Raw genomic sequence first — 22897 nt, 5'->3', positions numbered from 1 at the left:
CATGCATCTGACCCCGGACGTGTTGATGCAAGGCTACGCCACCGGCATATTTCCGATGGCAGAGCATCGCGACGATCCGGAGGTCTTCTGGGTGGACCCGCAGCGTCGCGGCGTGATGCCGCTGACCGGGTTCCACGCCTCGCGTTCCCTGCGGCGGGCGATGCGCAACACCCGCTTTGAGGTGAGCATCAATCAGGATTTCGCAGGTGTCGTTGACGGCTGTGCGGACCGCGCGGATACCTGGATCAGCACTGAAATCCGCAGCCTTTACATCGCCTTGCACAAACGCGGTCAGGCCCATTCGCTGGAGGTCTGGGACGGGTCGGCTTTGGTCGGCGGTGTCTACGGGGTCACGCTGGGTGCGGCCTTCTTCGGGGAAAGCATGTTTTCGCGGCGTACCGATGCATCCAAGATTGCGCTGGCCTGCCTGGTCAACCGGCTGCTCGACGCCGGGTTCAGGCTTTTTGACACGCAGTTCCTCACGGATCATCTGGCGTCGCTGGGCGGTATCGAGATCAGCCGGGCCGCGTACCGCACGGCGTTGCAGGCGGCCAAGGCACTGCCTGCGGATTTTACCGCCCCCGTGCTGCGCTCACCTCAGGAAGTGGTGCAGCGCATGACCCAAAGGTCATAGCGCGCATGGTCCATCGCCGACAGCGCCGGGGCGGAGGCAATCATCCATCCCGAGAACAGTTCCGTGCCGTCGGTTGCATCCGATACTTCCAGGGCGGCAAAGGCATCGCCCGCCGGGTTGCCCACCGGATAGCGGCATGAATTGAGCGTGATCCGCAGCCGTTCGAACGTCGCGGTCTGCCCGGATTTCATTTCAATATCATAGACCTGGCCGCTGATCTTATCGAGACCGCGCAGGATCACCCCTTGGGCTTCGCTCACCTGCTGCGCCCCGGCCGCAGAGGCGAGAACGGCAAGCATCGCAGCCGCACGGAAGATCATTCGGTTGAGCCGCTCACGAATTTCAGCAACAACGACACGAGGCTGACCGCGCCCTGCGTATCGGTGATGGTGTCCCCCGCCTCGAAATAGAAGGGGGAACCGCCGGGCACGATCTCCACGAAATTACCGCCCAGAAGCCCTTCGGAGGAGATGATGATCGCACTGTCATCGGGCACCTCGATGCCACGGTTCAGCGACACCGTTGTGTCCGCGCGGTAGGTTTCGGGGTTCAGCGTCACATCGGCAACCGTGCCAACCTTGACCCCGGCCAGACGGACGTCCGTGCCGACGCCCACGCCTTCAAGGCTGCGAAAGCTTGCCTCCAACGGGTAGGTCGCCCCGCCGCCGGAGAAATCGGAGACTTGCCCGGCATAGACAACAAAGGCCACGGCAACGGCTAGCACGCCCGCGCCGACGATGACTTCGGTGGTGTTTTCAGACATATGAATCGTTACTCCGGCGACCAGGCCTCGTAGTCGCTGCGCGGCGCGGGATCGGCGCGGCGCAACGATCCTTTGGGCGCATAAGCGAGCGCGGTACCTGTCAGGTTTTCCTGATGTGGTTTTTCCCAAGCCTTGTGCGGCAGCGGGGCGTCGGTTGGTGCCGCATCCCATGTGTGATGCAGCCAGCCGTGCCAGTCGGGATCCACGCGGCTGGCCTCCGCCTCGCCGTTATAGATCACCCAGCGGCGTGATTTATCCTTGTTTTCGTAGAAGACATTGCCCTGGCTATCTTCGCCGACCTTGACACCCTTGCGCCACGTCCAAAGCTGCGTGTTCAACGTCTGGCCATTCCACCAGGTGACTGCGCGCAGAATAGAAGTGAGAATTCCCATGAAATGCCTCCGGTCGCATTGCTGATCCACATATGCAGGATTGCGGAAGAAACGTCCAGATGGATGCGCAACCTGCGGCGCCTTTCGGGGCGTTAATCGGGCACCAGGGCAGTCACCTCGATCTCGATCCGATCCTCAGGCGTGATCAGACCGCATTCGATCATTGTCGCCGCGGGTGGATTCTCGCCAAACGCGTCGCGCAGCATCGGCCAGCAGGCGTCAAACTCGGATCTGTCGGGCAGCATGTAGGTCACGCGCACAACATGCGCAAAATCGCTGCCGGCGTCCGCCAGCGCCTTGCCGATGATCTCAAGCGCGGACCGGCATTGCTCAACGGCCGTTGTGCCATGGCCCACGGTGCCGGCGACATGTACCCAGCCACCGGCAACAACCGCCCGGCAGTAACCGACTTTCGGCTCGAATTCGCCGCCTGAATGAATGCGTTTGATGGTCAAAAAGCCCCCTTCGCGCCGCGGCACATCAAAGTCAGGTCTCTGAACAGCCGGTCTGCGATCAAGAAAACGCGAACCGGCAAAGAGAAGGCGGGTGCAAGACCCGCCATTCATCACGATTACGGCCGCGCATCAACCCGCGCTGGCCGGTTCCTTCTCTGCATCCGCATGGATCATCAGCGGCGCCGCGTCAGAGACAACGGCCTCTTCGTTCACCACCACTTCGGTCACGCTGTCAAGCCCCGGAAGGTCGAACATCGTGTCCAGCAGGATATCTTCGAGAATGGAGCGCAGCCCCCGGGCCCCGGTCTTGCGTTCGATCGCGCGTTTGGCGATGGCCGACAGCGCATCATCGGTGAAGGTCAATGAGGTGTCTTCCAGCTCGAACAGACGCTGATACTGTTTGACCAGCGCATTCTTGGGCTGGGTCAGGATGGTGACCAGCGCATCTTCGTCCAGATCCTCCAGCGTCGCCAGCACCGGCAGGCGGCCGACGAATTCCGGGATCAGGCCGAACTTGAGCAGGTCTTCGGGTTCCAGATCGGTAAAGATCTCGCCCACGCCACGCTCGTCATTGTCACGCACATCGGCACCGAACCCCATGGCGGACCCCTTGCCGCGGGCGGCGATGATCTTGTCCAGACCGGCAAAAGCGCCGCCGCAGATAAAGAGGATATTCGTGGTGTCCACCTGCAGGAATTCCTGCTGCGGATGCTTGCGCCCGCCCTGGGGCGGCACGGAGGCCACGGTGCCTTCCATCAGCTTCAGCAGCGCCTGCTGCACCCCCTCGCCCGACACATCGCGGGTGATCGAGGGGTTTTCGGATTTACGGGTAATCTTGTCGACCTCGTCGATATAGACGATGCCGCGTTGCGCGCGCTCGACATTGTACTCCGACGCCTGCAACAGCTTGAGAATGATGTTTTCCACATCTTCGCCCACGTAGCCCGCTTCGGTCAGCGTGGTGGCATCCGCCATCGTGAACGGGACGTCAAGGATGCGCGCCAGCGTCTGCGCCAGCAAGGTCTTGCCGCAGCCCGTCGGGCCGATCAGCAGGATGTTGGATTTCGCCAGTTCGATATCCCCACCCTTCTGGGCGTGATTCAGCCGCTTGTAATGGTTGTGCACGGCGACCGACAACACGCGCTTGGCCATCGCCTGACCGATCACGTAATCATCCAGCACATCGCAGATATCCTTGGGCGTCGGCACACCGTCCGTCGCCTTGAGCCCCGACGCCTTTGTTTCCTCGCGGATGATGTCCATGCACAGCTCAACACACTCATCGCAAATGAAAACCGTTGGCCCGGCGATCAGTTTGCGCACCTCATGCTGGCTCTTGCCGCAGAAGCTGCAATACAGGGTGTTCTTACTGTCGCCCGTCGAATTCGTAGCCATATCAACCCTTTCAGGTCCTGGGTGTCGTCTGGTGCGCCCCGCAAATCAGAGCGCCTGTTAAGCTTATGCCAGCTTAGGCCAGCGCTGACAGGTCCACAATCGCAAAATGGTAAACTGACTGTGCGCCTGTCGTGTCCTTTAGCTGTCGCTGTCGTCTTTGCTCCGGCTCTCCACAATCTCGTCGATCAGCCCCCATTTCTTGGCTTCTTCGGGAGACATGAAATTGTCGCGTTCCAAGGCTTCTTCCACCTTTTTGAGGGTCTGTCCGGTGTGTTTCACATAGATTTCGTTCAAACGGGTCTTCAGTTTCTGGGTTTCCTGTGCGTGGATCATGATGTCCGTCGCCTGCCCCTGGTACCCGCCGGAAGGCTGGTGCACCATCACGCGGCTGTTGGGCAGGGAAAACCGCATGCCCGCTTCGCCCGCCGTCAACAGCAGCGACCCCATGGAGGCCGCCTGACCGATCACCAGCGTGGACACCTTGGGCTTGATGTATTGCATCGTGTCGTAAATCGACAGGCCGGAGGTCACAACACCACCCGGCGAGTTGATGTACATGGAAATCTCCTTGGAGGGATTATCCGCCTCAAGGTGCAGCAACTGCGCCACGATCAACGAGGACATACCATCATGAACCGGCCCGGACAGAAAGATGATCCGCTCTTTTAGCAGGCGCGAGAAAATATCATACGCGCGCTCGCCCCGGCTGGTTTGTTCCACCACCATAGGGACAAGGGTATTCATGTAAGTGTCGATTGGATCATTCATGTGGGAAGCCTGTTCGTTGGTGTTCGACGGGACCATACCCGCTGAACCGTTACTCAAAGCTTAGTATTGCCACCGGGGGGCTGCAAGGGGGGCCGGCCGAAACTTCGATGCTGACGTTGCTCTGCACAGGGGCCGGGCTAGTTCGCGGGTCATGACGGCATTGGACCTCTTCCCGCCCACCAGAACCGCAGCGCTTGAACGGCTGTCGGCATTCGTGCCGAAAGCGGGCCGTGCCTATGCGGCGCGGCGCAATTACGATCACGGCCCGGGCCAGCATGGCGATGTCTCCACCCTGTCGCCCTACGTGCGCTGCCGCCTGATCACCGAGGCGGAAATCCTCACCGCGGTTCTGGGGCGGCATTCCGAAAAATCGGCAGAGAAATTCATTCAGGAGGTGTTCTGGCGCACCTATTGGAAAGGCTGGCTGGAACGCCGCCCGACCGTGTGGGAGGCCTATCAGCACGACCTGCGCCAGGCCTGGGACGCGGTGCAGTCGCAAACCGGTCTGCGCGACCGATGGACCTGCGCCTGCCTTGGAAACACCGATATCGAGTGCTTTAATAACTGGGCGCAAGAGCTTGTTTCCATGGGATATCTTCACAACCATGCGCGGATGTGGTTCGCGTCGATCTGGGTGTTCACGCTGGAGCTGCCATGGCAGCTGGGCGCGGATTTCTTCCTGCGGCACCTGCTGGATGGCGACCCGGCCTGCAACACGCTGAGCTGGCGCTGGGTGGCCGGTCTTCAGACGGTTGGCAAGACCTATCAGGCCCGCGCCGACAATATCGCCAAATACACGAACGGACGGTTCAGACCCAGGGGCCAGCTGGCACAGACCGCCGCCCCGCGCAGCGGCCAGCCCGTGCCGCCGCCCCAAGCTCTGCGCGCATTGCCCCCTGTCGACAGGGGGCTGAAAACCGGGCTGCTGCTGCACCACGATGATTTGAGCCCGGGCTACGTGTTCGATCAGGCAGCACCGGTCAGCCTGTGCCACGTCGCTGTGGAAAACGGGATCAGCCCGCTGCTGCCCGCCCCCCACGTCGGGGATTTTCGCACCGCAGCAACCCGGGATTCCGTCGCCCGATACCAGCACCGGGTCGATACCGTCACCGAGGCGCGGAGCCTTGACGACATCCTGTCCTGGGCGGCGCGGGAAAGGCTGGGGCAGATCGTCATGACGGAACCGCCTGTCGGTCCCGTCGCCGCATTCATGGACAGGTTGGCCACGCACCCCGACGCGCCACTGCTACGGCCGTTACGCAGGCCATACGATCAGGCCGCCTGGCCACATGCGACGACGGGATTTTTTGGTTTCAGGAAGGCCATCCCGGACCTGATTGCGCGCCTGAATTGAAATCTGACCCTGCCACATCGTATCGCTGTGAAACCGGGAATTTGTCACACCCATGTTACACGCGGCAGGCAAAGAACGGGCGTGCTCAGGTGGCCATTTTCGCGCGTCAGCCGATCGGTTTCAGATCATGCCAAGGCTGATGTGAACGCGTGACTTCCCAAGGTCGCGCCGTGCGAATGGACAACGCGACCGCAGACAGGGACATTGTTAAAGACATTTCAGCAGCAAACAGGCCCTGCGCCCCCCGCAGGGCCTTTTTCATGCCGTCTCACTTGGCAAGGCAGTCGTGAAACGCCCCCGCCACATGGTTTAACAAAGCCGTGTAGAAATCTGACCCCAAAGGGATTTCCCGCCCCAGAGGGTCAACCTCGCGTATCGTCGCGACCTGCGTTTCCATGACGGCATCCACCAGCCCGTTCTGCGCCTGCGGTTCGGTCAGCACACAGGATACGCCCAGCGACGCGATCCTGTCTCGCACCTCCGCCAGACGCGCCGCGCTGGCACCCCCGCCATCCGCAAGGCTGATCGCGGCCGAGGCTTCGATCCCGAAATGCGACTCGAAATAGTGGTAGGCATCATGAAAGACGACGAAGGGCGTGTCGGTGACCTGCGCCAGCAGGCTGGCAATGCGGGCTTCGGCCTCCAGTATTTCTGCGCGGGCCTGCGCTGCATTGGTCTTGTAGCCTTCCGCGTTCGCCGGATCTGCCGTGCCGAGATGGGTTGCCACCATGCCCACAAAGGCGACCGCGTTATGCGGATCGAGCCAGACATGCGGATCGCGCGCCTCGGTTTCCGCGTCATGATCGTCATGGCCGTGATTGCCGTGATCATGCTCTGCATGCGCCTCGAACAACGCCCCTTCCCGGAACGGCAGAAGGGCGACACCGGCGCCCTCCATGAAGGCCACATGCTCCGCATCGGGCGCCAGCGTCTCCAAAGGTTCGGCCAGCCATGGCGACAACGCCGGCCCGACCCAAAAGACGACATCCGCCGCAGAGAGGGCGCGCGCCTCAGACGGGCGCATCGCGTAGCCATGCGGCGACGCACCGGGCGGCAGAATAAGATCGGGTGTCCCGATGCCCTGCATGACGCGGCTGACCAGACCGTGCACCGGCGCGATATCGGTGACGACGTTGGGCACATCCGCCCGGGCGGGCTGTACGCTCCAGGCCGCCAGTAGAAGTGAGAGAAAGAAGCGCATTTATCCACCTTGTGTTGACATTCACGCTCTGCTAACAGGGATGTTATAACATATCAATACCCCTCCTGCGAAGGTGCCCCCGATGTCCGCCATTGGCTTTTGCGCTCATGATCATGCCGCCTGCGTGGCAGACAGGATGACCCATGCCCGCGATCTGTGTCGTCGGGACGGTCTGAATTTCACCCCTGTCCGCCAGCGTGCGCTGGAAATTCTGCTGCGCGAACACCGGGCCTTGGGCGCCTACGACCTGCTTGCGCAACTGGCCGAGGATGGGCTGGGCTCGCAGCCGCCCGTCGCGTACCGGGCACTGGATTTCCTTGTCAAAGCGGGACTGGCCCACAAGATCGAAGCACTGAACGCCTATATTGCCTGCTCCCATTCAGGCGCGGACCATACCCCGGCCTTTCTGATCTGTCGCAAATGCAACGCCGTGGCCGAAGCCGATACGACCTTGGCCTCGGGCCGGTTGGGCGACACCGCCCGCGCCGTCGGGTTCAAGATCGAACACACGGTTGTCGAGGCGCAGGGGGTGTGCCCCGCCTGTCAGGACGTTGCGGCGTGACAACCCTGATCGACACGCGCGACCTGACGCTGGCCTACCACGGGCGCACCGTGTTGCGGGACGTCAACCTGAGCCTCGCGCCGGGGGAAATCGTCACGATTGTCGGGCCAAACGGCTCGGGCAAATCCAGCCTCATTCGCGCGCTGATCGGGGCGCTGCCCCCGGCTCAGGGACATGTGACACGCAAACGCGGGCTGAAAATCGGCTACGTGCCACAGTCCCTTGCGATCGACCCGACCCTGCCCCTGACGGTGGCGCGGTTCCTGAACCTGCCTCGCCGCATCGGGGCGGGCCGCGTGGCCGAGGCGCTGCGCCAGGCGGGTGTGCCCGACCTCGCCCAGCACCAGATGACCGCGCTGTCCGGGGGACAGTTCCAACGCGTCCTGCTGGCCCGCGCCTTGCTGAGCGAGCCGGACATCCTGATCCTCGACGAGGCCACGCAGGGGCTCGACCAGCCCGGGGCGGCGCAGTTCTACCGGCAGATCGAGGCGGTCCGGCGGCAAAAGGGATGTGCGGTGCTGATGGTCAGCCATGATTTGCACGTGGTGATGGCGGCGTCAGACCGGGTGCTGTGCCTGAACGGCCATATCTGTTGCGAAGGCACCCCCGAGATCGTGGCAAGCGCCCCTGAATACCGCGCTTTGTTCGGCACCGGCACGCAGGGCGCGCTGGCGCTGTACCGGCACGAACACACCCACAGCCACGGGCCCGACTGCGACCACGACCACGGCCACGAGGCGGCGGAGTAATGCTGGATGATTTCCTGGTGCGCGCGGCGCTTGCCGGGCTTGGCGTGGCGATCGCGGCAGCCCCGCTGGGATGTTTTGTCGTCTGGCGGCGCATGGCCTATTTCGGCGATGCCACCTCGCATGCGGCCATCCTCGGCGTTGCGCTCGCGCTGGCGCTCGACCTGCCGGTCTTCGGCGGCGTGCTAGTGATCGCGCTGGTCATGGCGCTGCTGCTGACGGCGCTGACCGGGCGCGGCATGGGCGGAGATGCAGCGCTGGGTGTTCTGGCGCATACCGCGCTGGCGCTGGGGCTTGTGGCCGTCTCCTTCCTGCCCAGTGTCCGCGTGGACCTCTTGAGCTATCTCGTGGGCGATATTCTCGCGGTGTCCGGCACCGATCTGGTCGTCATCTGGACGGGCGCGCTGGCGGTTCTGATGCTGCTGTCATGGCGGTGGTCCGCGCTGTTGTCCGCGACCCTCAGCCCCGACATGGCGCGGGCGGCCGGCGTCGACCCGCAGCGGGAGCAGTTCATCCTGACCCTTGCGCTGGCAATCACCGTTGCCGTGGCGATCAAGGTCGTGGGCGCCCTGCTGATCGCCGCCCTGCTGATCATCCCTGCGGCCGCCGCCCGCCCGCTGTCGCGCGGGCCGGAGACGATGGCCGCCGCCGCCATGGCGATCGGCGCGGCCGCGGCACTTGGCGGCCTGCTGGTCTCATTCGCCCTCGATACGCCAACCGGCCCCACCATCGTCAGCGTCGCCGCCGCGATATTCGCCCTGACGCGCAGCCTGCAGGCCGCCCGCGGCTAACGGCGGATCACCGCGGTCGCCTCGATCTCCACGCGTGCTGCATCTTCGATCAGGCCGGCGACAACCACCATGGTCATCGCCGGGAAGTTCCGTCCCAGGATGTCCCGGTAGGCGGCGCCGACCTCGGCCTGATGCGCGACATATTCCGATTTATCGGTCACGTACCATGTCAGCCGGGTGATGTCCTCCGCCTGCCCGCCCGCCGCCGCGACCACGGCAAGGATGTTGCTCAGCGCCTGCCGCATCTGGCCGATGAAATCATGCGCCTCGAACACCTGATCGGCAGTCCAGCCGATCTGCCCGCCCACATACAGCGTGCCATCATCGCAGAGCATGCCGTTCGCATAGCCTTTTGCCGGCTTCCAGCCCGCCGGATGAATGATCTGATGCGCCATGATATGTCCTCTCCAAAGCGGCGCTCTCACACGCCGAGAAATTGATCCGCAACCGTGGCCGAAACACCCGCCATCGGACCGGACCAGACGGTTGCGCCGCGCTCCAGTATGACGGCATGGTCCGCGACCTGCCGCAGTTCGGCCAGCGATTTGTCCACCACCAGAAGGGCCATGCCGGTCTCGGATTTCAGGCGCTGAACCGCTGCCCAGATTTCCTGCCGCACGACGGGGGCCAGCCCCTCGGTCGCCTCGTCCAGCAGCAGCAGCCGCGGGTTCGTCATCAACGCACGTCCCACCGCAAGCATCTGTTGCTCTCCCCCCGACAGGGAAGCGGCGGATTGGTCCCGGCGCTCCCGCAGGCGCGGGAAAAGATCCGCGACGCGGCCAAAATCCCAATGCCCGGGCCGCGCCGCCGCGATCAGGTTTTCATACACCGTGAGATTTGGAAAACACCGCCGCCCTTCCGGCACAAGCCCCAGCCCCGCCCGCGCCGCCCTGTAGGGCGGCAGGGGCGCCAGATCCTGCCCGTCGAACGTGACCCTGCCACCGGAATGGGCCAGCAGCCTGCAAATGACCTTGATGGTGGAGGATTTGCCCATGCCGTTGCGTCCCATCAGGGCACAGACCTCTCCCTCGGCCAGCGCCAGATCCACGCCGAACAGCGCCTGGCTGGGGCCGTAAAAAGCCTCGATACCTTCAAGGCGAAGAAAGCTCATGCCGGCACCTCATCGCCCAGGTAGGCCTCGCGCACCTCCGGGTGGGCCCTGATCTCCTGTGCGGTGCCCGTCGCGATGATCTTGCCGTAGACCAGCACCGAAATGCGGTCCGCCAGCGCGAAAACCGCATCCATGTCATGCTCCACCAGAAGGATCGGCGCTTCCCGGCGCAACCCGTCAAGAAACCCGGTCAGTCGTTTGGACCCGCTGGCCCCCAGCCCGGCCATCGGTTCGTCCATCAGAAAGACCTTCGGGTGCAGGGTGAGGGCAACGGCCACTTCCAGCAACCGGCGCTGCCCGTGGCTGAGGTCGGCAGTGCGTTTGCCCGCCTGATCCGCAAGGCCGACCCGCTCCAGCGCCGTGAGGGCGGCGGCGCGCAGATCGGCGTTTTTCATCACCGGCGCAAAAAACCGCCACACCGTGCCGCGGTGACCGAGGGCACCCAGAACCGCGTTTTGCAGCACCGTGTATTCCATCGCCAGCGAGGAGATCTGGAAGGTCCGCCCCAACCCGGCCCGGGCCCGCGCCACGGTGCTCAGGGCGGTGATGTCCTGCCCGTTGAACCGGATCTCGCCCGCATCGGGCTTCAGCCCGCCCGCGATCTGCTTGATCAGTGTCGATTTACCCGCGCCATTGGGTCCGATCAGCGCATGAATTTCCCCCGGCTCCAGCGTCAGCGACACATCGTCGGTGGCCACCAATGCGCCGAAGGCCTTGTTCAGGCCCTTGATCTGCAACAGGGCGTCAGTCATGCGCCACCGCCCGCCCGGCCAGCGACCCGATCATGCCGCCGCGGGCGAAAAGCACCACCAGCAGCAGCAGAATGCCCAGGTAGACGTGCCAGAAATCCGACAGCCCCCCAAGAATATGTTCCAGCAGGATGAACAGCGCCGCCCCCGCCACCGGGCCATAAAGACGCCCCACGCCGCCCAGAATGACGAAGATCATGATCTCCCCCGACATCTGCCAGCTGAGCATCGTGGGGCTGACAAAGCGGTTGAGGTCGGCAAAAAGCGCCCCGGCCAGCGCGGTGATGGCCCCCGAGATCACGAAAGCCAGCAACCGCAGCCGATAGGGCGACATGCCCACCGTCTCGACCCGTTCGGCGTTTTGCCGTGCGGCAGACAGCGCCAGCCCGAAGGGCGCCGCCGCCAGGCGCCCGGCAAACCACAGCACCAGGGCCAGCACCCCGAAGGCGAGGCTGAAAAACTGGATAGGGTCCAGCGTATTCAGGCCGGGAAACCCGTTGCGCACATAGATCGACAGCCCGTCTTCCCCGCCGTAGGCGGGCCAGCTGATCGCGAAATAATACAGCATCTGCCCGAAGGCGAGCGTGATCATGATGAAATAGACCCCCGAAGTACGCAGAGAGAGCGCCCCGATGGCCAAAGCCGCCAGCGCACCGGCGATCACCGCGACCAGCCAGATGACCGGCATCGACTTGGTGCCCTCAATCAGGAACGTCACCTCCATCAGCGGGTCAAAGCTCTGTGCATGCGCCGCCAAGATGCCCATGGCATAGCCACCGATCCCGAAAAACGCCGCATGCCCGAGGCTGACCAATCCGCCCAGCCCCAGCGCGATGTTCAGCCCCACCCCGGCCAGCGCCAGAATCGCGACCTTGGTGGTCAGCGTGATGATGAAAGGTTCCTCCAGCAGCCACGCCGCCCCGGCGGTCACCGGCAGCAGCAGGAAGAGGAACAGGTTGATGAGCGCTTCGCGGGTCATGTCAGGTGGTCCCGTAAAGGCCGGTGGGCCGGAAGAGCAGCACCCCGGCCATCAGGATATAAATCGACATCGACGCCAGCGAGGAGCCGACGGCGGTGGCGGCCGAAGGCTCCATGAAGGTGGCGAATAGCCCCGGCAGCAGCACCCCGCCCAGCGTGTCCGTCAGCCCCACCAGCAAGGCCCCCACCAGCGCGCCCCTGATCGAGCCGATGCCACCGATGACGATGACGACGAAGGCGAGGATCAGCACCGGCTCTCCCATGCCGACCTGCACCGACTGGATCGCCCCCACCAGCGCCCCTGCAAGCCCGGCCAGGGCGGCCCCCAGCGCAAAGACGATGGTGTAAAGCCTGGAGATATCGACGCCGAGCGCCGCGATCATCTCGCGGTCGCTTTCCCCGGCCCGGATCTGAATGCCGATGCGGGTGCGCGCGATCAGCTGAAAAAGCCCAAAGGCGATCAGCAGTCCGACGGCGATGATCAGCAACCGGTAGGCGGGGTACTGAATGCCGCCGGGCAAGGTCACCGGCCCCGACAGGGCCGCGGGGATGTCCAGAAACAGCGGGAAGGAGCCGAACAGCCAGCGGGTGCCTTCGGAAAAGATCAGGATCAGCGCGAAGGTCGCCAGAACCTGATCCAGATGATCCCGGTCATAAAGCCTGCGGATCACCACCAGTTCCACCAGCGCCCCGGCGGCGGCGGCGGCGATCAGGCTGGCGATCAGCGCCAGCACGAAGGACCCGGTCGCGCCCGCCACGGCAGCCGCCGCGAAGGCCCCGACCATGTAAAGCGAGCCATGCGCGAGGTTGATCAGCCCCATGACGCCGAAGATCAGCGTCAGCCCGGCAGCCATCAGGAACAGCATCACGCCGAACTGCAGACCGTTCAGGACCTGTTCAATGAGCAAGAGCATGGACATGGGGCAAACGCTCCGGGATCGCGGCCCGCGCCGCGCTGTGAAGGATCACGGTTAGAGGAAATACCGCCCCGAAACTGTCTCCGGGGCGGTCATCGGATCAGTAGCTGCACTCGGCGGCATAGGCATCCGCGTGGTCGGTGAGACTGGCGGAGATGATCTTGTTGGTGAAGACATCCCCTTCCTTGATCACTTCGCGTACGTAATAGTCCTGAATGGGATGCTGGTTCGGCCCGAACCTGAAATCGCCGCGCACCGAATCGAACTTGGCGGCGGCCAGGGCGGCGCGGAAGGCATCCGCGTCGCTGACATCGGCTTCGGCCATCGCGCTGAGGATCAGATTGGCCGCATCATAGCCCTGGCTCGCATAGAGCGAGGGCAGACGTCCGTATTCGGCCTGAAACGCCTGCACGAAAGCGGCATTCGCCGGGGTGTCGAGGTCCTTGTTCCACTGCGAGGTGTTCTTCACCCCCAGCGCCGCATCGCCCACGGCCTGCAAAATGCCCTGATCGAAACTGAAGGCAGGGCCAACTACCGGCAGGTCCACGCCCGATCCAGCATATTGTTTCAAAAAGGAAATCCCCATGCCGCCGGGCAGGAAGAAGAAGACCGAATCCGCCCCCGACGCGCGGATCTGCGCAATCTCGGCGGCATAGTCGGTCTGGCCCAGCTTGGTATAGACCTCACCCGCAAGCGCACCGCCATACATCCGCTTGTAGCCGGTCAGGGCATCCTGGCCCGCCGGGTAATTCGGCGCGAGGATAAAGCTGTTTTTATACCCTGCGTCATTGGCGTAAGCGCCTGCCGCCTCGTGCAGATTGTCGTTCTGCCAGGCCACGTTGAAATAAAGCGGATGGCAGCCCTTGCCCGCCAGCGCCGAAGGGCCGGCATTGGGCGAGATATAGAATTTACCCTGCGCGGTCGCGGCAGGCACCACGGCCATGGCGAGGTTCGACCAGATGATCCCGGTCATGATGTCGACCTTTTCCGACTGGATCATCTTGTCGGCCAGCTGCACCGCGATTTCCGGTTTGCGCTGGTCATCCTCGATCACCACTTCGAGGTTCTCGTTGCCCGCCATTTTCGCGGCCAGCATGAACCCGTCGCGCACATCAATGCCAAGGCCCGCACCACCGCCCGACAGGGTGGTGATCATGCCGACCTTGACCTTGCCGCCATGACCATCCGCCAGACCGGCGGTGGCAAGGGCGGTCAATCCCGCCGCCAGAACCCATGATCTTAAATTCATCTCGTATCTCCCGTGTTGGTGAGGCGTCTTCGCACCCCGCTTATGGCCCGGCCTGAAAGCCGTGGTTCAAATGTCAGGTCACCCTGTTGCGTGTCTTGTACTTTGGATCATCCCAAAGCTTGTCGTCCATCACTTTGGCGATGCGATCAACCGCTTCGGTGACGTCACCGGCATCGATGTAAAGCGGCGTGAAGCCAAAGCGCATGATGTCGGGCGCGCGAAAATCGCCGATCACATCCATATGGATCAGCGCCTGCATCGCGGCATAGCCATGCTCGAACCGGAATGACACCTGGCTGCCGCGCGCGTCCGGATCGCGCGGACTGGCCAGCGTCAGCGCGGGCACCCGCGCCTCGACATCCGCGATGAACTGTTCCTGCAGGGCAATGGAGGCGGCGCGCAACGCCCGCATGTCCACATCGTCCCAGACGCGCATCGCTTCTTCCAGCGCGGTCATCTGCATCACCGGCGGCGTGCCCACGCGCATCCGCTCGATCCCGGGCCCGGGGCGATAATTCATCGCGAAATCAAAGGGCGCCTCATGCCCCAGCCAACCGCTGAGCGCGGGCTGTATCGTCTCCGCCAGATCGGACCGGACGTAGATGAAGGCGGGCGCGCCCGGGCCGCCATTGAGGTATTTATAGGTGCATCCCACCGCCATTTCGGCATTGGAGGCGGCAAGGTCGACCGGAATCGCCCCGGCGGAATGCGCCAGATCCCAGACCATCACCGCCCCATGCTGATGCGCCCGTTGCGTGATCGCGTCCATATCGTGCAGGCGGCCCGTGCGGTAGTCGACCTGCGTCAGCATCACCACCGCGATGTCATCGCCGATGGCCGCCGCCACATCCTCCGGGGCCACGGTGCGCAGCTCATACCCCTGATCCAGCGTCCGGATCAGCCCCTCGACCATATAAAGGTCTGTTGGAAAATTGCCCGTGTCCGACAGGATCACGCGGCGTCCCGGGGTCATCTTCAGCCCTGCCGCCACCGCCTGGTACACCTTGATCGACAGGGTATCGCCCATCACCACGGTGCCCTGCGGTGCGCCGATCAGACGGGCCACCATGTCGCCAATGCGCGAGGGCTGGTCCATCCACCCGGCGGCATTCCAGCCCTTGATCAGCAACTGCCCCCATTCGCTGGACACCATTCGGCTGAGCGTCTCGGGCATGTTCCGCGGCATCGGCCCCAGCGAATTGCCATCGAGGTAGATCACTCCCTCCGGCAAGGAGAAGACGTCTTTTCTAAGTATTTCAGACACCTACAGGGCCCCTCTTACGTGCCAGAGTTCCGGAAACAGCTCAACTTCCAGCATTTTGCGCAAATAGCCAACACCTGACGTGCCACCCGTACCACGCTTGAAGCCGATGATGCGCTCCACGGTCGTGACATGGTTGAACCGCCAGCGCCGGAAGTAATCCTCCAGATCAACCAGCTTCTCCGCCAGCTCGTAGATTTCCCAATACTCCGCAGGGTTCTCGTAGACCTTTTGCCACAGGTCCTGGATCGCCGCATCGGGCTGCCAGGCGGTCCGTCCGGGTGCGCCTGCCACGTCTGCATGCCCCATGCGGTCGGCCAGCAGATGCAGGGCGGTCTGATAGAGGCTCGGGCGCGCCAGTTCCGCTTCCAGTGCGGCCGTTGCCTCCGCCTTATGCGCGTGCAGCTTCATCAACCCGGCGTTTCGGTTGCCCAGAATGAACTCGATCAGACGGTACTGATGCGACTGGAACCCCGATGAATTGCCCAGTGACGGGCGGAAGGCGGTGTATTCGCTCGGCGTCATCGTCCGCAGCACGTCCCAGGCGTTGTTGAGCTGCTCAAAGATTCGCGCCACCCGCGACAACATCTTGAAAGCAGGCCGCAACTCCCCCCGCGCGATGGAGCTGCGCGCGGCGCTGAGTTCGTGGATCGCCAGCCGCATCCACAGCTCCGAGGTCTGGTGCTGGACGATAAAGAGCATCTCGTCATGCGCATCGGATCTGGGGTGCTGCGCGTTCAGGATCGGATCAAGGCTCAGGTAGTCGCCGTAGGACATGTCTTGGGCGAAATCCATCTTCGCACCGTGCGAGGGGGTCTCGGTCATCTCTGCTCTCTCAGGGCGAAACGTTGAATCTTGCCCGTCGCCGTCTTTGGCAGGGCGCCGATAAAGCGTATGTCGCGCGGGTATTTGTAAGGTGCAATGGTGGCTTTCACATGATCCTGCAAGTCTTTCACCATCCGCGCGTCGCCCCGGTACCCGTCGGCGAGCACGACATGGGCCTGCACGATGCTGCCGCGGGTGATGTCGGGGGCCCCGACCACGCCGCATTCCGCCACCGCAGGGTGCGACAGCAGCGCGGCCTCCACTTCCGGCCCGGCGATATTATACCCGGACGAGACGATCATATCGTCATTGCGGGCCGCGAAATGCAGATAGCCCTCTGCATCCATCGTGAAACTGTCGCCGGTGATGTTCCAGCCATCCCTGACGTAGTCTAACTGCCGGTCATCGGCCAGATACCGGCACCCGGTGGGGCCGCGCACCGCCAGCCTGCCCACGGTCCCTGTGGCCACCTCCTGGCCTGCGTCATCGACGATCCTGGCCTCGTATCCGCGCACCGGCTTGCCGGTGCAGGCCGCCTTGTGGTCATCGAACCGATTGGAAATGAAGATATGCAGCATCTCCGTCGCCCCGATGCCGTCCAGCATCGGTTTGCCGGTCTTTTCCTGCCAGTCATGATAGACCGGCGCGGGCAGTGTTTCGCCCGCGGAAACAGCGGCACGCAGGCTGCTCAGATCCGCCCCCTCCTCCATCGCCGCCAGCATCGCGCGGTAGGCGGTGGGCGCGGTGAAACAGACGGTTGCGCGGTATTTCTCGATGATCTCGATCATATTGGGCGGCGAGGCTGTCTCCAGCAGGGTGGCCGCCGCTCCGAAACGCAGCGGAAAGATCGCAAGCCCTCCAAGACCGAAGGTAAAGGCCAGTGGCGGCGAGCCGACAAAGACATCCTCCGGCACCACGCCCAGCACATCGCGGGCATAACCATCGGCGATGATCAGCAGGTCGCGGTGAAAATGCATCGTCGCCTTGGGGCTGCCGGTGGTGCCGGAGGTGAACCCCAGCAGCGCCACATCGTCCTGTGCCGTGTCCGCCGCCGCGAACTGCACCGGTTTTTCCAGCGCCAGCCGGTCCAGTTCCGCGTCATGATTAGAGGTGCCATCGAAGCCGACAACCGATTTTAGGAACTTGCTGGATTTGGCACAGGCGGTCATTTCATCCATCAGCCGGGTGTCGCACAGCGCATGGCTGACCTCTGCCTTGTCGACAATCGCCGTCAATTCGCCCGCGCGCAGCATCGGCATCGTGTTGACGACAACGGCGCCGGCCTTCGTGGCGGCCAGCCAGCAGGCCACCATCGCCGGGTTGTTGGCAGAGCGGATCAGCACGCGATTGCCCGGTTTCAGCCCGAGGTCGTCAACGAGCGCATGGGCCAGCCGGTTGGTCCAGTCGCTCAATTCCTTATAGGTCCGTCGGCGACCGTTCCCGATCAGCGCGGTGTTATCGCCAAAACCGCGTTCCACCATCCTGTCGGTCAGTTCGACGGCAGCATTCAGACGATCCGGGTAGGCAAACCCCTCCAGCAGAAGGTCCGGCCAGGCGCTCTCCGGCGGCAGGTTGTCCCGGGCGAAGGTATCGACATGCGCGGACGGAAGCATCAGCAGCCCCCGGCGACTGGCGCGGGCTGCCACGCCGCGAAATCAGCTCCCCGAAAGCAGCGACCTATCATCTTACCGGATGTCATTTCATGCACAAAAAGCGATGATACAGGGGTATTGTTCGCGACATCGCGGGCATTGTTATCACTATTCGAACAATTACCCCTGTTTTCCCGGCATTGCACAGAACTGCGGAGGACAAGACGTATCTTGTGAAATCGCCCGTGAAAAAATGCGCCCATAGCCTGCGAACACCTCTGAAAGGGAGGCACAGTTGCCCTGCGCCCCTCACCAAATGTTAGGGTGAGTCGCAATTTGCTTCAAGGGAAAATATTTTAAACCTAAAACATATTCGCTTGCGAGGCAGGCGGCGGTAACGTCAGCGAATGCGCTGCTCGCTTTCTTTCTCGAACAGCATGGCACGGCGCGCTTCGAAGGTAACGTCGACCGTATCGCCCTCATTCGCCCGCTCGTCGCCCCGTTCCTCGACGATGATGCGTTCACCGGTGGGGGTGTCGAGGTGCAGGTACGACACGCCACCCAGCGCCTCGGACAGTTCAGCCTTCAACGCCCCCTGCCCGATGTGCACGTCAAGGTGTTCGGGCCGGATGCCCAGAATCACCGCGGTTCCCTTGGCGGGCAACGTCACGTCAACGGGCACCGTGCGGCCCAGTCCGGGGACCTCCACACCGCCCTCGGTCACCGTGCCTTCGAGGAAATTCATGGCGGGCGAGCCGATAAACCCGGCGACGAACTTGTTGTCCGGATCGCGGTAAAGCTCCAACGGCGCGCCCACCTGCTCGATATATCCCGCGCGCAGCACCACGATCTTGTCGGCCAGCGTCATCGCTTCGACCTGATCGTGGGTCACGTAAACCATCGTGGCCCCGATTTCCTTGTGCAGCCGGGCGATTTCCACCCGCATCTCGACCCGCAGCTCGGCATCGAGGTTGGACAGCGGCTCATCAAACAGGAACACCTCCGGCCCGCGCACGATCGCCCGGCCAATGGCGACCCGCTGACGCTGCCCCCCGGACAGGGCCGCGGGCTTGCGGTCGAGATAGACATCCAGCTTCAGCACGTCCGAGGCCGCCTTGACCTTGCTGTCGATCTCGGATTTGGGAAAACCGTTCATCTTCAGACCGAACCCCATGTTCTCCTTGACCGTCATATGCGGATAAAGCGCGTAGGTCTGGAACACCATTGCGACACCGCGCTCCGACGGGTCCATCCTGGTCACGTCCCGCTCGCCGATGTGGATCTTGCCGTCGCTGGTTTCTTCCAGCCCCGCGATCATCCGCAGCAATGTCGACTTGCCGCAGCCGGACGGGCCAACGAAGACGCAGAACTCGCCGTCCTCGACTTGCAGATCAACACCGTGGATCACCTGAACGTCGCCATAGCGCTTGACGGCCTGATTGAGTGTGACACCTGTCATTTTTCTATGTCCCTGTCTTTTGAAGGTTTGAATCGGGGAACCGCCAGGCTTGCGCCACGGTGGCAATGGATTGTGCGGTATGCGCCAGCCGGGGCGTCAGGGCCTCCAGCTGCGTCAGCGTGATGGTCCGGGTCGATCCGGTGATCGACAGCCCGCCCATCACCCGGCCCCGGTCTGACAGAATGGGCTGCGCGATGCAGATGATGCCGGGTTCATGCTCTTCACGGTCAAAGGCGTAGCCGCGCTCGCGGATCGCCTGAAGCTCGGCGCGCAACGCCGCCGCGCTGGTATAGGTCTGGTCGGTGAAGCGGTGGAAAGACTGCTGCTTGATGATACGCGCCAGATCCTCCTCCGGCAGGAAGGCCATCATCGCCTTACCGACACCGGTACAGTAGGCTGGCCCCACCTTGCCAGCATCACTATACATTTCAATGGGTTGCGCGGCGTTACGCTTGTCGACATAGAGCACCTGCGCATTGTCCAGCTGGGCCAGGTGCACCGTGTGCCCGACGTCCGAACTCAGCTGATCAAGAAACGGCCGCGCGATGGGCGCCAGTGAACTCTGGGTCCAGGCCGCATGCGCCAGCCGCACAAGGCGCACCCCCAGGCTGTAGGTCTGCCGGTCGGGGTCATATTGCAGCATGCCCTGATTCGTCAGCGTCTGCAGAAACCGGTACAGCGTCGCCTTTGGGAAATCGCTGTTCGCCAACAGCGTGCCGAACCGCACCGGGTGCCGGTGGCGTGCAACCTGATCCAACACGTCTAGTGCTTTTCCTACAGTGCCGTCGCCGGACATCTATCAGCGCCTCCCTTGCGTCATTGCGGTGCTTCTGCATGGCGCGATCACCCTCCCCGGATCCCGCGCGCCGCCCCTCCTGAAACATCGCTTGATCTCCGTTGACACGAAGAACATGGTTGACAGTCTAGGCAGATTGCAGTGTAGTTTTCAATATATAAAACTTGGTTTCAAATAATGGAACCACCTAGACGTTAAAATATCGCACGTACCTTAGGGAGGACACCATGCGTTTCACCACCAAATCAATGCTCATGGCATTGGCGGGTTCCACGATGCTTGCCGGCACCGCTACGGCAGAGCTGACGGGCGACCTGAAAATCTTCCTCGACACTTCCAACCCGGCGCCGCGCGCAACAATGGAAAAGATGATCGCGGATTTCGGCGCGGAGCATCCCGGCCTGAACATCGAAACCACGGTGATCGACCGCGAAGCCTATAAAACACAGATCCGCAACTTCCTGACGGCGGATGCGCCGGACGTGGCCACATGGTATGCGGCCAACCGGATGAGCCCCTATGTAAAGGCCGGCCTTTTCGAGGACGTCTCCGACCTCTGGGCAGAGCCCGCGATTGCCGACAACCTCGCCTCCACCAAGGGCGCGATGACCATCGACGGCAAGCAGTGGGGCGTGCCTTACACATATTACCAGTGGGGCATCTATTACCGCAAGGACATCTACGAAGAGCTGGGCCTGAACGAGCCTGCCACCTTCGAGGAGATGAAATCCAACTGCCAGGCGATCCTCGATTCGGGCCGCAAATGCTACACCATCGGCACCAAGTTCCTGTGGACCGCGGGCGGCTGGTTCGACTATCTCAACATGCGGACCCACGGCTTTGACTTCCACATGGAACTGGCTAACGGCGACGTCAAATGGACCGATGACCGTGTCAAGCAGACCTTCGCCAACTGGCGCGAGCTGATTGACATGGGTGCCTTCGTTGACAACCACCAGAACTACAGCTGGCAGGAATCGCTGCCCTTCATCGTGAACGGCGAGGCTGCCGCGATCCTGAAAGGCAACTTCGCCGTGGCGCCGCTGCGCGAGGCGGGTCTGGATGACGGCAAGCTCGACTTCTACCAGTTCCCCGAGATCACGCCGGGGATCGCATTGGCGGAAGACGCACCAACCGACACCTTCCACATCCCGGCCAATGCCTCCAACAAGGAAGCCGCACGCGAATTCCTGCGCTTCGTGGTCTCGGCCAATGTCCAGTCTGAAATCAACAACGGTGCAAACCTTGGTCAGCTGCCTGTGAACGCAGGGTCCACTGTAGATGACGACAAGTTCCTCAACGAAGGCTTCACCATGCTGTCGGAAAACTCTCCCGGTGGCGTGGCGCAGTTCTTCGACCGTGACTTCCCGGCGGAAATGGCTGCCGAAGCCATGCAGGGCCTGCAGGAGTTCATGGTCTTCCCGGACAACCTCGACGACATCCTCAAGCGTCTCGATAAGGTTCAGGAACGCGTCTACAAGTAAGCTGATGACAGGTCGGGCGTGCTCCCAACGCGCCCGGCCCATCCCCGGCCCAGTCGCCAGCACGATTGCCCGTGCTGCCGTGTGCGCCGCCCACGTAAGTGATCGCGTGCCCCGCACGACCGAGGAGGAGATGCGTCGATGACAACCGCCCCAGCCGTTCCCACTACAACAGCCCAGCCACGCGGCTGGTACAAGCGCAACGAAATCGCGGTCACGCCATGGCTGTTTCTGGCTCCCGCCATCCTGTTTTTCGCCTTTTACGTGATCTGGCCGATCTATCAGTCGATCGTCATCTCCTTCTATGACTGGGACGGGCTCGGCGAGGCGCGGTTCATCGGCATGGACAACTACGTTGAGCTGATGGATGATGGCGCTTTCGAGGTGTCGCTCTGGAACAACCTCAAGTGGCTGCTGTTCTACCTGCTGGCGATCCCGGGCGGGCTGTTCATCGCCCTCTTCCTGAACCAGACGGTCACCGGTATCCGCATCTACAAATCGCTGTTCTTCTTCCCCTTCGTGCTCAGCCAGGTTGTTGTGGGTCTCGTGTTCTCGTGGTTCTACCTGCCGAACGAAGGCCTGCTGAACGGAGTGCTGGGCCTTGTGGGTCTTGGCCCGGTCAACGTGCTGGGCGATCCGACGATGGCGACCTACGGCATCATCGCCGCCGGTCTCTGGCCGCAGACCGCCTATTGCATGATCCTTTATCTCACCGGGTTGAACGCCGTGGACCCCGAGCAGATCGAGGCCGGGCGTCTCGATGGCGCCAAGGGCTGGCGGATGCTGTGGTTCATCATCATCCCGCAGCTCAAGCCTGCCACCTTCATCGCCTTCGTGGTGACGATCATCGGCGCCCTGCGCTCCTTCGACCTGATCTCGATCATGACCAACGGCGGCCCCTTCGGCCAGACCCGGGTGCTCTCCTTCTACATGTTCGAAAAGGCGCTGTCGGAATACGGGTTCCGCATGGGCTATGGCGCGGCCATCGCCGTGGTGCTGTTCCTGATCATGCTGGTCTTCATTGCCTATTTCCTCTGGTCGATGTGGAAAGAGGAGAAAGGCCGATGACCTTCCGGGAGCGGGTGCACAAGATCTGCGCGCCCCTGCCGGGGGCGGAGAAATCCGACCCCTGGGGTGGCGGCCACGACGCCTGGAAAGTCGCCGACAAGATGTTTGCCTGCATCGGCGCGTCTCTGCCCGGCGTGTCGGTCAAAACGGCGGATGTGGATACCGCCACGATGCTGATCGACGCCGGTGTCGGCATCAAGGCGCCCTATTTCCACCGCAGCTGGATCACCCTGCCGGACACCACCGATGACAGCGAATTGTCGCACCGGCTCTGCACATCCTACGACATCGTGCGCGCCGGTCTGACCAAGAAAGCGCAAGCCGCACTGCCCGCCCGCGAGGAGGCCTGA

Annotated in this window: 26 protein-coding genes; 8 read left to right on the top strand and 18 right to left on the bottom strand. The window is 62.8% G+C overall.

From position 1 onward, the window contains the following. Position 1 precedes the first annotated feature (1 nt). Positions 2-634: a leucyl/phenylalanyl-tRNA--protein transferase gene (aat, locus tag KX928_RS20485; protein WP_219506389.1), complete on the top strand. Its 633-nt coding sequence runs from the start codon at positions 2-4 to the stop codon at positions 632-634. Here aat and KX928_RS20480 read toward each other — a convergent pair. The 6 genes from KX928_RS20480 to KX928_RS20455 form a co-directional block, all read right to left on the bottom strand. After that, positions 598-954 carry a DUF2155 domain-containing protein gene (locus KX928_RS20480; RefSeq protein ID WP_219506387.1) on the bottom strand — a complete coding sequence of 119 codons (357 nt, stop codon included), beginning with the start codon at positions 952-954 and terminating at the stop codon, positions 598-600. The two genes, aat and KX928_RS20480, sit on opposite strands and share 37 nt — an antisense overlap. Then, complete coding sequence (mlaD, locus tag KX928_RS20475) at positions 951-1397, bottom strand: outer membrane lipid asymmetry maintenance protein MlaD (protein WP_219506385.1); 447 nt, start codon at positions 1395-1397, stop codon at positions 951-953. The genes KX928_RS20480 and mlaD overlap by 4 nt, the downstream gene beginning before the upstream one ends. An 8-nt stretch (positions 1398-1405) precedes the next feature. Beyond that, entirely contained in the window at positions 1406-1789 is a 384-nt protein-coding gene (locus KX928_RS20470) for an NADH:ubiquinone oxidoreductase subunit NDUFA12 (RefSeq protein ID WP_219506383.1), read from the bottom strand. Between the two features lie 92 nt (positions 1790-1881). Next, a complete protein-coding gene (locus KX928_RS20465; RefSeq protein ID WP_219506381.1) occupies positions 1882-2244 on the bottom strand; it encodes a RidA family protein in 363 nt (120 codons plus the stop codon). Positions 2245-2373: 129 nt separating this feature from the next. Then, complete coding sequence (gene clpX / locus KX928_RS20460; protein WP_219506379.1) at positions 2374-3639, bottom strand: ATP-dependent Clp protease ATP-binding subunit ClpX; 1266 nt, start codon at positions 3637-3639, stop codon at positions 2374-2376. Between the two features lie 138 nt (positions 3640-3777). After that, a complete protein-coding gene (locus KX928_RS20455; RefSeq protein ID WP_219506377.1) occupies positions 3778-4407 on the bottom strand; it encodes an ATP-dependent Clp protease proteolytic subunit in 630 nt (209 codons plus the stop codon). A gap of 151 nt (positions 4408-4558) precedes the next feature. On the opposite strand from KX928_RS20455, the gene KX928_RS20450 reads away from it, so the two are divergent. Further along, positions 4559-5761 (top strand): FAD-binding domain-containing protein, encoded by a 1203-nt coding sequence (locus tag KX928_RS20450; RefSeq protein ID WP_219506375.1) that lies wholly within the window; start codon positions 4559-4561, stop codon positions 5759-5761. Between the two features lie 268 nt (positions 5762-6029). On the opposite strand, the gene KX928_RS20445 is transcribed toward KX928_RS20450, so the two are convergent. Further along, on the bottom strand, positions 6030-6962 hold the full coding sequence (locus KX928_RS20445; protein ID WP_219506373.1) for a zinc ABC transporter substrate-binding protein: 933 nt from the start codon (positions 6960-6962) through the stop codon (positions 6030-6032). An 82-nt stretch (positions 6963-7044) separates the two neighbouring features. Between KX928_RS20445 and KX928_RS20440 the strand changes: the two genes are divergently transcribed. From KX928_RS20440 to KX928_RS20430, 3 genes are read left to right on the top strand one after another with little or no spacing between them, the layout of a single operon-like run. After that, on the top strand, positions 7045-7524 hold the full coding sequence (locus tag KX928_RS20440; RefSeq protein WP_219506371.1) for a transcriptional repressor: 480 nt from the start codon (positions 7045-7047) through the stop codon (positions 7522-7524). Next, positions 7521-8273, top strand: a complete 753-nt coding sequence (locus KX928_RS20435) for a metal ABC transporter ATP-binding protein (protein ID WP_219506369.1) — start codon at positions 7521-7523, stop codon at positions 8271-8273. Before KX928_RS20440 ends, KX928_RS20435 begins: the two co-directional genes overlap by 4 nt. Beyond that, positions 8273-9061: a metal ABC transporter permease gene (locus KX928_RS20430; RefSeq protein ID WP_219506366.1), complete on the top strand. Its 789-nt coding sequence runs from the start codon at positions 8273-8275 to the stop codon at positions 9059-9061. Before KX928_RS20435 ends, KX928_RS20430 begins: the two co-directional genes overlap by 1 nt. On the opposite strand, the gene KX928_RS20425 is transcribed toward KX928_RS20430, so the two are convergent. The 11 genes from KX928_RS20425 to KX928_RS20375 all read right to left on the bottom strand — a co-directional run bounded on the left by KX928_RS20425 (position 9058) and on the right by KX928_RS20375 (position 19998). Beyond that, positions 9058-9456, bottom strand: a complete 399-nt coding sequence (locus KX928_RS20425; RefSeq protein ID WP_219506357.1) for a RidA family protein — start codon at positions 9454-9456, stop codon at positions 9058-9060. The two genes, KX928_RS20430 and KX928_RS20425, sit on opposite strands and share 4 nt — an antisense overlap. Before the next feature lie 26 nt (positions 9457-9482). Then, positions 9483-10172 (bottom strand): ABC transporter ATP-binding protein, encoded by a 690-nt coding sequence (locus KX928_RS20420; RefSeq protein WP_219506356.1) that lies wholly within the window; start codon positions 10170-10172, stop codon positions 9483-9485. After that, positions 10169-10924: an ABC transporter ATP-binding protein gene (locus KX928_RS20415; protein WP_219506354.1), complete on the bottom strand. Its 756-nt coding sequence runs from the start codon at positions 10922-10924 to the stop codon at positions 10169-10171. The genes KX928_RS20420 and KX928_RS20415 overlap by 4 nt, the downstream gene beginning before the upstream one ends. Then, positions 10917-11900 carry a branched-chain amino acid ABC transporter permease gene (locus tag KX928_RS20410; RefSeq protein ID WP_219506352.1) on the bottom strand — a complete coding sequence of 328 codons (984 nt, stop codon included), beginning with the start codon at positions 11898-11900 and terminating at the stop codon, positions 10917-10919. Before KX928_RS20410 ends, KX928_RS20415 begins: the two co-directional genes overlap by 8 nt. Position 11901: 1 nt before the next feature. Next, the gene (locus tag KX928_RS20405) at positions 11902-12819 is read right to left on the bottom strand and encodes a branched-chain amino acid ABC transporter permease (protein ID WP_219506350.1); all 918 of its coding nucleotides are present in this window, start codon (positions 12817-12819) and stop codon (positions 11902-11904) included. A gap of 97 nt (positions 12820-12916) precedes the next feature. Beyond that, positions 12917-14065, bottom strand: coding sequence for an ABC transporter substrate-binding protein (locus KX928_RS20400; protein ID WP_219506348.1), 1149 nt, complete (start codon positions 14063-14065; stop codon positions 12917-12919). Between the two features lie 73 nt (positions 14066-14138). Then, positions 14139-15329 carry a kynureninase gene (gene kynU / locus KX928_RS20395; protein WP_219506347.1) on the bottom strand — a complete coding sequence of 397 codons (1191 nt, stop codon included), beginning with the start codon at positions 15327-15329 and terminating at the stop codon, positions 14139-14141. Continuing rightward, positions 15330-16151, bottom strand: coding sequence for a tryptophan 2,3-dioxygenase (locus tag KX928_RS20390; protein ID WP_219506346.1), 822 nt, complete (start codon positions 16149-16151; stop codon positions 15330-15332). Then, entirely contained in the window at positions 16148-17767 is a 1620-nt protein-coding gene (locus KX928_RS20385) for a benzoate-CoA ligase family protein (RefSeq protein ID WP_219506529.1), read from the bottom strand. The genes KX928_RS20390 and KX928_RS20385 overlap by 4 nt, the downstream gene beginning before the upstream one ends. A gap of 376 nt (positions 17768-18143) precedes the next feature. Then, positions 18144-19202 (bottom strand): ABC transporter ATP-binding protein, encoded by a 1059-nt coding sequence (locus tag KX928_RS20380; RefSeq protein ID WP_219506345.1) that lies wholly within the window; start codon positions 19200-19202, stop codon positions 18144-18146. Between the two features lie 4 nt (positions 19203-19206). After that, a complete protein-coding gene (locus tag KX928_RS20375) occupies positions 19207-19998 on the bottom strand; it encodes an IclR family transcriptional regulator (RefSeq protein WP_219506344.1) in 792 nt (263 codons plus the stop codon). Positions 19999-20225: 227 nt separating this feature from the next. On the opposite strand from KX928_RS20375, the gene KX928_RS20370 reads away from it, so the two are divergent. The 3 genes from KX928_RS20370 (at position 20226) to KX928_RS20360 (ending at position 22897) form a co-directional block, all read left to right on the top strand. After that, entirely contained in the window at positions 20226-21482 is a 1257-nt protein-coding gene (locus KX928_RS20370) for an ABC transporter substrate-binding protein (RefSeq protein WP_219506343.1), read from the top strand. A gap of 138 nt (positions 21483-21620) precedes the next feature. After that, positions 21621-22547, top strand: a complete 927-nt coding sequence (locus KX928_RS20365; RefSeq protein WP_219506342.1) for a carbohydrate ABC transporter permease — start codon at positions 21621-21623, stop codon at positions 22545-22547. Next, positions 22544-22897 carry an MmcQ/YjbR family DNA-binding protein gene (locus tag KX928_RS20360; RefSeq protein WP_219506341.1) on the top strand — a complete coding sequence of 118 codons (354 nt, stop codon included), beginning with the start codon at positions 22544-22546 and terminating at the stop codon, positions 22895-22897. The genes KX928_RS20365 and KX928_RS20360 overlap by 4 nt, the downstream gene beginning before the upstream one ends.

The sequence above is a fragment of the Roseobacter insulae genome, assembly GCF_019375555.1.
Taxonomy (GTDB): Bacteria; Pseudomonadota; Alphaproteobacteria; order Rhodobacterales; family Rhodobacteraceae; genus Roseobacter; species Roseobacter insulae.
The sequence above is the reverse complement of the archived record's forward strand: the minus strand, read 5'-3'. Positions and strand labels throughout refer to the sequence as shown.

Bases quoted from the DNA above. Each gene is read 5' to 3' on its own strand.
- KX928_RS20470 (WP_219506383.1), bottom strand. From the start codon at position 1,789: ATGGGAATTCTCACTTCTATTCTGCGCGCAGTCACCTGGTGGAATGGC.
- KX928_RS20415 (WP_219506354.1), bottom strand. From the start codon at position 10,924: ATGACTGACGCCCTGTTGCAGATCAAGGGCCTGAACAAGGCCTTCGGC.
- KX928_RS20455 (WP_219506377.1), bottom strand. From the start codon at position 4,407: ATGAATGATCCAATCGACACTTACATGAATACCCTTGTCCCTATGGTG.
- KX928_RS20425 (WP_219506357.1), bottom strand. From the start codon at position 9,456: ATGGCGCATCAGATCATTCATCCGGCGGGCTGGAAGCCGGCAAAAGGC.
- KX928_RS20360 (WP_219506341.1), top strand. From the start codon at position 22,544: ATGACCTTCCGGGAGCGGGTGCACAAGATCTGCGCGCCCCTGCCGGGG.
- KX928_RS20405 (WP_219506350.1), bottom strand. From the start codon at position 12,819: ATGTCCATGCTCTTGCTCATTGAACAGGTCCTGAACGGTCTGCAGTTC.
- KX928_RS20440 (WP_219506371.1), top strand. From the start codon at position 7,045: ATGTCCGCCATTGGCTTTTGCGCTCATGATCATGCCGCCTGCGTGGCA.
- clpX (WP_219506379.1), bottom strand. From the start codon at position 3,639: ATGGCTACGAATTCGACGGGCGACAGTAAGAACACCCTGTATTGCAGC.
- KX928_RS20390 (WP_219506346.1), bottom strand. From the start codon at position 16,151: ATGACCGAGACCCCCTCGCACGGTGCGAAGATGGATTTCGCCCAAGAC.
- KX928_RS20380 (WP_219506345.1), bottom strand. From the start codon at position 19,202: ATGACAGGTGTCACACTCAATCAGGCCGTCAAGCGCTATGGCGACGTT.
- KX928_RS20365 (WP_219506342.1), top strand. From the start codon at position 21,621: ATGACAACCGCCCCAGCCGTTCCCACTACAACAGCCCAGCCACGCGGC.
- KX928_RS20450 (WP_219506375.1), top strand. From the start codon at position 4,559: ATGACGGCATTGGACCTCTTCCCGCCCACCAGAACCGCAGCGCTTGAA.
- KX928_RS20445 (WP_219506373.1), bottom strand. From the start codon at position 6,962: ATGCGCTTCTTTCTCTCACTTCTACTGGCGGCCTGGAGCGTACAGCCC.
- KX928_RS20420 (WP_219506356.1), bottom strand. From the start codon at position 10,172: ATGAGCTTTCTTCGCCTTGAAGGTATCGAGGCTTTTTACGGCCCCAGC.
- KX928_RS20400 (WP_219506348.1), bottom strand. From the start codon at position 14,065: ATGAATTTAAGATCATGGGTTCTGGCGGCGGGATTGACCGCCCTTGCC.
- mlaD (WP_219506385.1), bottom strand. From the start codon at position 1,397: ATGTCTGAAAACACCACCGAAGTCATCGTCGGCGCGGGCGTGCTAGCC.
- aat (WP_219506389.1), top strand. From the start codon at position 2: ATGCATCTGACCCCGGACGTGTTGATGCAAGGCTACGCCACCGGCATA.
- KX928_RS20480 (WP_219506387.1), bottom strand. From the start codon at position 954: ATGATCTTCCGTGCGGCTGCGATGCTTGCCGTTCTCGCCTCTGCGGCC.
- KX928_RS20375 (WP_219506344.1), bottom strand. From the start codon at position 19,998: ATGTCCGGCGACGGCACTGTAGGAAAAGCACTAGACGTGTTGGATCAG.
- KX928_RS20410 (WP_219506352.1), bottom strand. From the start codon at position 11,900: ATGACCCGCGAAGCGCTCATCAACCTGTTCCTCTTCCTGCTGCTGCCG.
- KX928_RS20370 (WP_219506343.1), top strand. From the start codon at position 20,226: ATGCGTTTCACCACCAAATCAATGCTCATGGCATTGGCGGGTTCCACG.
- KX928_RS20430 (WP_219506366.1), top strand. From the start codon at position 8,273: ATGCTGGATGATTTCCTGGTGCGCGCGGCGCTTGCCGGGCTTGGCGTG.